Raw genomic sequence first — 9,236 nt, forward strand, 5'->3', positions numbered from 1 at the left:
TACAATTCGCCGCGAGCGTGGCGCGCGACGGGCCGTTCGGATCCCCGGCCGCGTCGCCCCCGGCCGGCTATAAGTGCGGCCGCCCGTCGCGCCCCGCTCCAACGTGGGCGCCGCGCAGCCGACCAAGGACGACATGGCGAAGAACGGCCGCTGTCAGGTAGCGCGCAATGCGTGCGATGTCCCGCACCGGCCGGAAATGACTGCCGCGCAATCCCAGTCCATACCGGGCGTGGATGGGCACGTAGGCAATGCGCATTCCCAACCTTCGCGACGCTTCGACGAGCACGGCACTTTCGAAAGCGAAATGGCCGACTGAGGGAGGTGAGCAATCGAACGCGCTTCCAGGATAGTAGCGAAGGCCACTCTGCGAGTCGGTGATGGGCTGGCCGGATGCCACCGTCACCGCCCAGTCCCCAAACCCGTTGGCCAGTCTGCGCAGCCGGGGCTGGGACTGACGGTCCTTCAGGCGTGCGCCAATGACGATGCTTCCTGGAAGTTGACGGGCGGCTTCCAGCACCTGGCGGATGTCATCGATACGGTGCTGGCCATCGCCATCCACGGTGATTATTCCGTGATGCCCGCGAGCTCGCGCCGCGGCCCAGCCGCTTTTGAGTGCCTCGCCCTTGCCCCGGCGTCGGACGTGACGGATGACCCGCGCCGAATGGGCCAACGCTATCTCTGCCGTCTTGTCTGTTGAGCCGTCGTCGACGACAAATACCGGCAGGCCAAACGCGGCGAGGTCCTCGAGGACGCTCCCCAGTGCGGCCTCCTCGTTGAGACAGGGAACGAGAAACGCGATGGTCATGGTCGCCTCGCTTCTTGAGGCATGCACGCTAGGCCCGTCCGTGCCGTGATCCCGTGAAGACCTGGCGAGCCGTTGCAATCGACCTGAGTGTTCTTGACACGGCGCAGGGGCACAAGCCGTCGCGTGAGCGGGGCGAAGTGGCCCCAGCGATTGCGTCTCGCCTGTTCTCCCGTCAACGTCGCGCGCGACAACGGTGTCGCCTCAGCCAGGGCTCTGAGAGCCAGGACGCTGGAATCCGATGAGGATGGCCCCGCTAAGCGGTGGCTCTGATCAGGCTCCGTCAGGACTCTGCACGCGGGCGATGCGGACCGTGGATGCGGCCGGTTCGACCCTTGTGATGCGCGTTGCATTCCACTCAATGCCGCCCGGCGAAGCGCTCGACTCGAAGACCGGCCCACGCTCATCGCGCGTTCCGCCGTCATTGAAGCGGAGGGTCAGCATCGCTTCCTCGACGCCACTCATTGCCATCAGCCGGGCGACGACGGCCGGTGCAAATGTGACGTCCACGCAAGCCTCATCCGTCCGGTGGTCTTCAACACTGATGCCGTTCGGATGCACCACCCCATCTGAGTGCGCGTGGTGCGCGGTGACGTGGAATGTTCGCAGCGCCCTGGTGGTCCGGATGGCTGTTCCGTCGGCCAACGTGCCGTTGAAGGAAATCTGGTACGTCTGTCGCCCCCGGTCATTGATGCCTTCAATCACCGGATTCTGAAGCCTTAACCTGAGTTCGTGCACTGCGCTTTCCTGTTTAAGGGCGCCCACCAGCGCCCCGGCAAGCCGAGAAGCGAGTCGCCCAGCCCTTCAGTTTTTCTGCGTCCCCAAGAGCCGCACCGGTTGGGCCAGGGCTTCCCCTCACGGGATACGGGGTGCCATCCCACTCCTTGCCTGACGCGGGTTGCGGCAAGTGTTCGCGCCCCACGCTCAGCCGGGATGGCAGCTGGTGCACCGCCGACCACCCTATCGTTGTCGGCAGCGCTCCGGAAACCTTGAGTCCACGTCCATTTCTGCACGGCAGCCGTACCTGCGGCCACCGGGTGCAGGACGTGAGGCAGCGCTCCTAGAAACGGTGAGGGTCACCCCCGCCTGCATTCACCATCGGCCGAGGCCGCATGGGATGCGTCAACCCATCCCGTTTGGCCGGCCGACAGCTGCGCTGTGCCTTCGCGACGAGCGACTCTACATTGCGTCCGCCGAGGACGAAAACCGCGGCAATGATATGGGCACACCGCCTCAGCGGCGGCGCCGCAGCTCGGCTTTGACGTCGTCAGCCATGGGCCCGACTCGCTGGACGGCACGCCTGAGCTGTTCGGGGGAAACGCCGAGGGCTCTGGTCCAGTACTCGAGTTCATAATCCTCGTTGACATTGATGCGCTTTGCGTCCGCGGGGCCGCGCTTTTTCGTGTCGTCGCTCATGGCATGCTCCACCTTGGGGAGCCAGTTAACGGGGCCGGGCATCAACAATACGTCGGCGGCACATTGCCACTTCGTCGACGACTTTGTCGGCCGGAGGAACATATCGCCCGACAGGCGGCCTGGCCCAGTTCCAAGAGGCGGTTGCCAGCGGTCTGGCCGTTACCGGCGGGATCCCGACAAGGCCCCCAGGACAGGCAGGCGCAACGGCCGACCAGGTGACTCCAGGACGGGTTGCCCATCCTTGCCTTGCCCCGTCCTGCGACCCGTTTACCCTAGCTCCAGAGCGGCAATTTGCCGAAAAACGCCCTAGTCGCTGACTTGCCCGTCATGATTCGATGGACGCCACACCAAGGGCATTCTCCATGTCGCCGAAGCTCACCCCAACGCAGTTGCTCACGCTGCGGCAGCTTGCCGACACCGCCTTCCTCGCCGTTCGGACGCTGGACAAGGCGCCCTGCCGCGACCTGCAGGCCCACGGCCTTGCACTTGACGATGGCGAGGGGTGGTGGCGCATTACCGAGGCCGGGCGGCTCATCCTGGATTCGCTCGGGGCACAGGACGATGTGCAGCATCGCGTCTGATGCTCCACGACCCGAGACGGGACTGTGCGCCGGGAGGCGGCGGGCGCGGACGGGCAAGCCGTTGCTCCGCCGATTGCCAGTGGGGGCCTGCCATGTCCTGCGGGCGAACGCGGATGGCTCTGGCAGCAGGGGCCTGGACGCCGGCTTAGCGTGCCTCCGTAGATCAACGCTGGGCGACACGTTCAGCCCCGAACGATGCCCAGCAACTCGTTGGCCTCCTCTTCCGTGACCGCGTCCGCTTCCACGAAAAACGTCACCTGCGCGCACGATTCGAGGTCTTGAATCACCGTCATCCCTTCACCGAGAAAATCTCCTTCCACCCGGCCGCCAAGCGTCAGCGTGCCGCTTTCCACCGAACCCACGGTAAATCCACCAGCGCGCTCGATCAGCCCCATCCCGAGATCCTTGTGAAACCAGATGACCTTTCCGAACATCAATGAGCCCCGCTGCGCCGGCGAGCGCCAGCCCTCATCGTTTCGGCGTCCCGCACCAATGCTTGAGGAGCCGTTCTTTCACATTCGTGATTGTGGACCTTGCAGTCGCTCTCCACGCGCCCTTGTCTCCGGCTGTGCACCATAAAAGGTCGCTGGCTCGGCAATTGGCGCTTGGTGTGCCTGGAGCGTGACCGGTGCAGGCCGGGACTGCATCTACCTGTGGACTCGCGATCGCAAAGCAGATGTCCACCATCACCAAGGCAATCTGACTCCCTCAAAGGCATCCCATCCAATGATCGAAGCAACCGGCATATGCTCCCGTTGTGGAGCGCCCCTCGGCGACCTGATCGAAGGAAACCGCCTGTGTCCCGGTTGTGCGGACCTCGAAGCCGGCATCGACCATCGAACCCACAAGAGGCGGAGTGTGGCGCCCCGCGACGTTGCGACACCAACAACGCCGAAGGCGGAGAAGGACAAGTCCGGAAGACGTGCCTGACGTGCGTATCTGCACGCTCTGCGCCTGATGGTGTCGACCCTGACAATTCAGATGGGCCTGCTTGCGACAAGACGGTATGACACGTGTTCGCCGCTTTGTCGCGCCGTTGAGTGGGCGTCCTTCCAGCCGGTCGAGCGCGTCAACCCCTTGGCCGCCTGTATCCGGATTGTCGTCCGTCCTGGACTGCCGGCCATGACCGTCAAGCTCCAAGAAACGAAGGACATGCCGGCCTGCGATTTCCGTCCCGAGCCGGCCACAGCGGGTTGCAACACGAGAAAGACGGATTCGTACAGGCGTAACTGCAAAGGATAGCCTGTGATATCGCAAAGTCCGACGGTTTCCGCCTGGCAACTGTCGTAGCGGGCTGGCTAAGAAGCGTCAAGCGCGCGGATGCCCCAGCGCAGGACGGTCATCTGGACAGCCGCAGCGACGCTCCCCTCGTCCGCGGCGGTGCCGGTCAGGGGAACGCTCAGGACGTTCCCTTCGATTTCTGCAGACCAGATCACCTCGCGACCGAGCCAGTCATGCGTGACGAGGGCCACCAGATGCTGGCCGTGCTCGTCACTGACCACGATGCGTTGTTCCATGGCGTCTCCCAATTGGTGCGGCCTGTTGACACGACAGCATGCAGGGCAGGACACCGCGGGTAAAGAAGGAGGGACAAGTTCCAACCTCCCTTATTCCCTGCCTACCCCGAACCTTTCCACGATGGACACCGCATGTCGACGCCGGGAAACACGCTTACGTCCGGCCGCCTGCGGCACCGGCCGAGTCCGCCCTCTGGATTGACGGTATCGGGGATAAAATAGATGCAGGCAACGCATTCCCGGGGCGCGGGACTCGGCGGCGGACGCCAGTTCTCCGCCCAACCAAGGTCCGCCGCCGTGACAAGCCATTGCTGTGTTGCTTCCGTGGGATGTTTCATCGGACAGGGCCCGCCCCCCCGGGCGGGGGCGGGCATGCCTTTTCAGGCAACGTCGCGCTCGATCTGGCGCATTGGCTCGGTCCGATCCGGCGAGACGCTGACCGGGATGATCCGGGGCTTGTCGGCCTCGGGAATTTCCCGTGCAAGATCGATGGACAAGAGGCCATGGGCCAGCGTTGCACCGGTGACCTCGGTGTGCTCGGCGAGCTGGAACCGGCGGCTGAACACGCGGCGCGGGATGCCCTGGTGGAGAACCTCGCCCTCAGGCTCTTCCTTCCGCTCACCACTGACAATAAGCGTACCCTTGAGCCGACTCACCGCCAGCTCATCTTGCTGGAACCCGGGAACCGCGATGCGCAGGCGGAACCGGTCGTCCGAAAGACGGATGGCGTCATACGGTGGAAAGTCATCGCCGTGGCGCTGCGCCGTTGCCTCAAGGAGGTCAAAGACACGATCCAGACCCGTGTTGGAACGGTCGAGGGGGTTGATGTTGAGAAGAGTACGCATGACAAATCCTCCAACTGCGCAAGGAAATGGAATGGGTGCTCGCCTGTCGTCCAGGCCAGGCCGGGATGCCCCGGCGATGAGCAGATAGGGATCGCCATGGGTTCTTCAAGGGGGAACGTTCAGCACACGTTTCGCTTCCACTGAGGAGCCGAAATGCGATCGCCGGTTCATCAAGCCTCGCCACACCTTTTCGTGACAGCGACCCTGGTAAGCTATTCTTGCCATTCGTGAGAATCGCCGGGCCTCTCTAGAGGCTCCCCCTATTGGCAATGGAGTGCACCGGCCCGCGCCCGGAAACGGGGGCGGGCCATCTCATGGGATTGGATGGGCTCCCGCTCATGGCGCGTCTTCCTGATGGAAGTGCCGTGCGTGGCCAGCCGCGACGAGGCTGCCATCGGGATCCGGGTCAAGATCAGGTTCCGCGGGGTGCGATGCGCTACACCGTCGAGCGCATCCCGCGGCGGTGGCCTTGCCGCTGAACTTGCGGCCCCCGACCGGCGCTGGCGCGAGGCGGGACCGATCGCGAGGAGACGGCAGTTTCCCAGGCGTCAACCCGCCGGAGTGAACGGTACTTGCAAAGATCAGCCATGCAGCGCGCCTGTACACGCCGTCTGCGGCAACCCTGGCAATCGCACGCGCCACAGTCGCGGCATGCCATACGATGGATCACATGCCATCCGAATCCGGCCCCTGTCGTTGCCCTCGCCTGCCCGAGCGTTCCCATGGTGCGCGCTTTGGCAAACCGTCCAGCGCTGCGGGTCCTGCGACCATTCCTGAAGGCGCTCGCCACGGTATAGGGGACCCGGGCCCTACGACGTCGAGTGGCACTCGGTCCTCGACGCCGCCTGCCCCCCCCGATTGGGACAATCGATGCCCGTCCGGGCGTTCACCCTGTGCGTAGCATCGAGTCGATCAAGGGCCGACGCCCAGTCTTGGGACAGCGACGAAAGAAGGCGCCCGCTTCCGCGGGCGCTCGTGACCTCACCGGTTTTCCTGGCCAGGCTCTTTCCCTTTCTGACCGCCCCCGGACTGGTCTTCCCGGCCCGGCTTGTCCTGCCCCGTGTCCCTGCCGGGTTGACCGCCCTGACCCGGTTGCTGGCCCTTGTCGGGTTGGTTTCCCTGGCCCGATTGCTCCTGACCCTGCTGGTTGTCGCGCGACCCTTGTTGCTCACCCATGGCACATCTCCGCCGCTGTAGGGAAGGTATTGAGGCGCCGAGGGCCGTGACGGTGCCGGGTTCCGAACGTTACAGCAGGGTGAGGGTCTTCACTGACGTGAAGCTGGGGGCACCGGAGCGAAGTCGCCCTGCTGTTTTCACCCCACAAGATGAGGAATTTTCCGTCGTCCGTGAGCAGCCGCAATCGTCAACGCAAAGCTTCGGCATTGCACGGCCCGATACCGTCACAGCGCCCATGTCTCTCGCAGACGAACGCTTCCCGTAACACGCGAGCCGCTTCCCCGCGAGGCCAGCGGGTGCCAACCGCGGCAGTGGTGAGCGTCCGCGCCCGGGCCACGGTGCTGCCGAGTCCAGGTCAGTGCGCTTCGGCGGATTGCTGCTTGGCCAGCTGCTCGCCAAGCAAGGTCAGCTTCTCGTCCGCCGCTTTCTTCCTTGAGCGTGGCCTGCAGCAGGGGCACAGCCCTGACGTAACCCAGCCGGTTGGCCAGGCCCGCGAAGGTGCCGTAGGAAGCGGTTTCGCAATGCTCCACTTTGTTGCCGCCCCGATAAGGGCGACGTCGCGCAGCGGACCCTTCTCGATTTCATCGATGACCTCCTTGCCTACCTCAACGAGTCCCTCCATCGCGGCGCATTTCATGCGGTTGAGACGGATGCTGAGGACTTCGACGATTTCATCAATTCGCTCAACCTGACCTTGACTCTCCTCCAGGTGCGATTCGAATGCTGCAGCAAGGTCGGGACTCGATGAAGCACGTGCCAGACACGGCAGGACCCTGATCAGCTGTCCTTCGGCACTGTACATGTCCGGCAGTTGATGGATTAACAGGCCTTCGACGCCGCCCAGCCATGGGAGAGCTCCGCGGGAGATGGCTCCGACCAGCTTGGAACTCGCGCGTCGAGAGACATCCTGAGGGACGTGAAAGCGATACAACATCTGTGAGCGCACACCTCTTCTTCAACATTCCGGGGCGAGACTCAGGCATGCATTGACTGTGGCGCACGCAGGCGATCCATTGACTCCGGCGGGAAGGAGGCAGCCCATGACAAACAGGCGTTTAGACACGACCACCATTGAAAACCACGCACTTCTGGTGCTCGATGTGTTCTCCACGTTTGACTTTCCCGGTGGGGAAGACCTCCATTCGGAGCTCATGGCGGCCACCCCGGCCATTTCGGCAGCGCTGAAGTCGTTCCGTGCCAATGCGCGCCCTGTGGTCTTTGCCAACGACAACTTCGGCAGATGGCAAGACGACTTTGACCACATGCTCGGCCACGTCAAGCGGTCCGGTCCACGGGGTAGGGACGTGGTCGACGCATTATCTCCCGTGCCGTCGGATTTCCGCATGCTCAAGCCCAGGCATTCGGCCTTTTTCGAAACACCCCTCCCCTCCCTTCTGACGCACCTCGGTGCAAGGACCTTGGTGGTGTGCGGGGTTGCAACGGACTCCTGCGTGCTTGCCACCGTGCTCGACGCCCACGTTCGGGGCTTTTCCACCGTGGTGCCGGCCGATACCACGGCGTCGCAATCGGGAGAGCGCACGCAGCGGACCCTTTTGCACCTTCGGGAATCGTATGGTGTCGCGACGCCCATCCATGGTGCATCGCTCATTGAAACCCTCAGGCGGAAAGCCCGACATGCATGATTCCTTCTTTCGCAAAAATGGCCTGGGCATCGTGGTCTTGCTCATGATGCTTGCGGCATGGTCGGCTCAGTGCGTCACCGGCTTTGCTGCCCACAACGAGGAACTCACTGAGCACGGGCGACCATCCATCGAATTTGCTGCGTACCTTGTCAGTGGGGATTTCTGGTCTGCCACCCTCGAGAACTGGGAATCGGAATTCCTTCAGATGGGTGTCTATGTCCTCCTTACTGTCTGGCTGCGACAGAAAGGCTCTGCTGAATCCCGGCCTTTGGATGACGACGGGGAGGAAAAGAGCGAGGCGCCAGCACACCTCTACCCCAATGCCTGGCGCAAAGGCGGCATCGTGCGATGGCTGTATGCCAATTCCCTGTCGCTCGCGTTCCTGTTTTTGTTTTTGTTGTGTTTTTGCGGGCATCTTCTGGGCAGCTGGCGAAAATCCCTTGAGACCGCTCAACTGCACCATCAGCCTGCGGAAACCCTGGGCCAATACGCTGTGGACGCTTCGTTCTGGTTCGAAAGTTTCCAGAACTGGCAGTCTGAGTTCCTGGCGGTTTTCTCACTCATTGTGCTGTCGATTTTCCTGCGCCAAAAGGACTCCCCGCAATCGAAAAAAATGGACGAACCCAACTCCAAGACCGGCACGTGAGGCTCCCATGAACGATATTCTTGAATTGTCGATGCCGTGGTACGCCTACGCGTGTCGTGGCGTGGCCACCTACGTCGGCTTGCTTGTCCTCATGCGCCTTGCAGGCAAACGGGCGTTTGGCGAGATGACCGCGTTTGACGTCATCGTACTTGTCCTGGCCGGTGGTGCACTCCGGACCGCCATCATCGGGGACGACAAAGGCGCACTTGGCCCCTTCATCGGGGTCGCGGCCATCCTCGCCACGGACCGGATGGTGGCGTGGCTGTGCACACGGTCGGCGTGGCTCAACCGCATGATGGAAGGTTATCCTGCCCTGCTTGTAAGAAACGGAAAGCGGCAAACGGAGACCATGAGACGGGAGAACATCCCGGATGCTGCCCTGGACCGTGCACTCCACGCCGCAGGGTTGGAGTCAGAGGCCAGCATCCTCCTGGCCCGTCTTGAGCCCAACGGGAAAATCACCTTTCTACGCCGTTCCTGACGACGTCTTGGCCGCCCGGCTGGGGATGAACCCAGGGATGCGACCCGGGTTGCCGGCGGAATCTTCAAATCGTCCCCTGCACGGCATCGATGCGCGCGTCGGCAGAGCGAGCAATGGACCACCGACGCC

General features: G+C 63.3%; 11 protein-coding genes and 1 pseudogene. 4 read left to right on the plus strand and 8 right to left on the minus strand.

From position 1 onward, the window contains the following. Nucleotides 1-67: 67 nt before the first annotated feature. The 3 genes from ACZ6YI_RS11240 to ACZ6YI_RS11250 all read right to left on the minus strand — a co-directional run bounded on the left by ACZ6YI_RS11240 (nucleotide 68) and on the right by ACZ6YI_RS11250 (nucleotide 2,218). Nucleotides 68-805, minus strand: a complete 738-nt coding sequence (locus tag ACZ6YI_RS11240) for a glycosyltransferase family 2 protein (RefSeq protein WP_465778723.1) — start codon at nucleotides 803-805, stop codon at nucleotides 68-70. Nucleotides 806-1,075: 270 nt separating this feature from the next. Beyond that, nucleotides 1,076-1,540 (minus strand): hypothetical protein, encoded by a 465-nt coding sequence (locus ACZ6YI_RS11245; protein WP_465778724.1) that lies wholly within the window; start codon nucleotides 1,538-1,540, stop codon nucleotides 1,076-1,078. A gap of 495 nt (nucleotides 1,541-2,035) precedes the next feature. Next, on the minus strand, nucleotides 2,036-2,218 hold the full coding sequence (locus ACZ6YI_RS11250; RefSeq protein WP_465778725.1) for a DUF3606 domain-containing protein: 183 nt from the start codon (nucleotides 2,216-2,218) through the stop codon (nucleotides 2,036-2,038). Nucleotides 2,219-2,580: 362 nt separating this feature from the next. On the opposite strand from ACZ6YI_RS11250, the gene ACZ6YI_RS11255 reads away from it, so the two are divergent. Further along, nucleotides 2,581-2,799, plus strand: a complete 219-nt coding sequence (locus ACZ6YI_RS11255; protein WP_465778726.1) for a hypothetical protein — start codon at nucleotides 2,581-2,583, stop codon at nucleotides 2,797-2,799. 182 nt (nucleotides 2,800-2,981) lie between these two features. Here ACZ6YI_RS11255 and ACZ6YI_RS11260 read toward each other — a convergent pair whose 3' ends face one another. The 5 genes and pseudogenes from ACZ6YI_RS11260 to ACZ6YI_RS11280 all read right to left on the minus strand — a co-directional run bounded on the left by ACZ6YI_RS11260 (nucleotide 2,982) and on the right by ACZ6YI_RS11280 (nucleotide 7,139). Then, entirely contained in the window at nucleotides 2,982-3,233 is a 252-nt protein-coding gene (locus ACZ6YI_RS11260; RefSeq protein WP_465778727.1) for a hypothetical protein, read from the minus strand. A gap of 864 nt (nucleotides 3,234-4,097) precedes the next feature. After that, nucleotides 4,098-4,316 carry a hypothetical protein gene (locus ACZ6YI_RS11265; protein ID WP_465778728.1) on the minus strand — a complete coding sequence of 73 codons (219 nt, stop codon included), beginning with the start codon at nucleotides 4,314-4,316 and terminating at the stop codon, nucleotides 4,098-4,100. A gap of 380 nt (nucleotides 4,317-4,696) precedes the next feature. Further along, entirely contained in the window at nucleotides 4,697-5,161 is a 465-nt protein-coding gene (locus tag ACZ6YI_RS11270) for an Hsp20 family protein (protein WP_465778729.1), read from the minus strand. A 981-nt stretch (nucleotides 5,162-6,142) separates the two neighbouring features. Then, nucleotides 6,143-6,337 (minus strand): hypothetical protein, encoded by a 195-nt coding sequence (locus ACZ6YI_RS11275; RefSeq protein WP_465778730.1) that lies wholly within the window; start codon nucleotides 6,335-6,337, stop codon nucleotides 6,143-6,145. Between the two features lie 355 nt (nucleotides 6,338-6,692). Continuing rightward, nucleotides 6,693-7,139: pseudogene (locus ACZ6YI_RS11280) on the minus strand (DUF892 family protein). A 238-nt stretch (nucleotides 7,140-7,377) separates the two neighbouring features. Between ACZ6YI_RS11280 and ACZ6YI_RS11285 the strand changes: the two are divergent. The 3 genes from ACZ6YI_RS11285 to ACZ6YI_RS11295 are packed head-to-tail and all read left to right on the plus strand — an operon-like array spanning nucleotide 7,378 to nucleotide 9,107. After that, nucleotides 7,378-7,980 (plus strand): cysteine hydrolase family protein, encoded by a 603-nt coding sequence (locus ACZ6YI_RS11285; RefSeq protein WP_465778731.1) that lies wholly within the window; start codon nucleotides 7,378-7,380, stop codon nucleotides 7,978-7,980. Next, nucleotides 7,973-8,626, plus strand: a complete 654-nt coding sequence (locus ACZ6YI_RS11290) for a DUF6766 family protein (protein WP_465778732.1) — start codon at nucleotides 7,973-7,975, stop codon at nucleotides 8,624-8,626. Before ACZ6YI_RS11285 ends, ACZ6YI_RS11290 begins: the two co-directional genes overlap by 8 nt. 7 nt (nucleotides 8,627-8,633) lie before the next feature. Continuing rightward, nucleotides 8,634-9,107, plus strand: coding sequence for a DUF421 domain-containing protein (locus ACZ6YI_RS11295; protein ID WP_465778733.1), 474 nt, complete (start codon nucleotides 8,634-8,636; stop codon nucleotides 9,105-9,107). The last annotated feature ends 129 nt before the right edge of the window (nucleotides 9,108-9,236 follow it).

It is taken from the genome of Luteibacter sp. NPDC104163, from assembly GCF_055584245.1.

What these genes read in the sequence shown, in the direction of transcription:
- ACZ6YI_RS11250 (WP_465778725.1), bottom strand. Translation starts at nt 2,218, where the DNA reads ATGAGCGACGACACGAAAAAGCGCGGCCCCGCGGACGCAAAGCGCATC.
- ACZ6YI_RS11260 (WP_465778727.1), bottom strand. Translation starts at nt 3,233, where the DNA reads ATGTTCGGAAAGGTCATCTGGTTTCACAAGGATCTCGGGATGGGGCTG.
- ACZ6YI_RS11275 (WP_465778730.1), bottom strand. Translation starts at nt 6,337, where the DNA reads ATGGGTGAGCAACAAGGGTCGCGCGACAACCAGCAGGGTCAGGAGCAA.
- ACZ6YI_RS11240 (WP_465778723.1), bottom strand. Translation starts at nt 805, where the DNA reads ATGACCATCGCGTTTCTCGTTCCCTGTCTCAACGAGGAGGCCGCACTG.
- ACZ6YI_RS11295 (WP_465778733.1), top strand. Translation starts at nt 8,634, where the DNA reads ATGAACGATATTCTTGAATTGTCGATGCCGTGGTACGCCTACGCGTGT.
- ACZ6YI_RS11255 (WP_465778726.1), top strand. Translation starts at nt 2,581, where the DNA reads ATGTCGCCGAAGCTCACCCCAACGCAGTTGCTCACGCTGCGGCAGCTT.
- ACZ6YI_RS11265 (WP_465778728.1), bottom strand. Translation starts at nt 4,316, where the DNA reads ATGGAACAACGCATCGTGGTCAGTGACGAGCACGGCCAGCATCTGGTG.
- ACZ6YI_RS11285 (WP_465778731.1), top strand. Translation starts at nt 7,378, where the DNA reads ATGACAAACAGGCGTTTAGACACGACCACCATTGAAAACCACGCACTT.
- ACZ6YI_RS11270 (WP_465778729.1), bottom strand. Translation starts at nt 5,161, where the DNA reads ATGCGTACTCTTCTCAACATCAACCCCCTCGACCGTTCCAACACGGGT.
- ACZ6YI_RS11290 (WP_465778732.1), top strand. Translation starts at nt 7,973, where the DNA reads ATGCATGATTCCTTCTTTCGCAAAAATGGCCTGGGCATCGTGGTCTTG.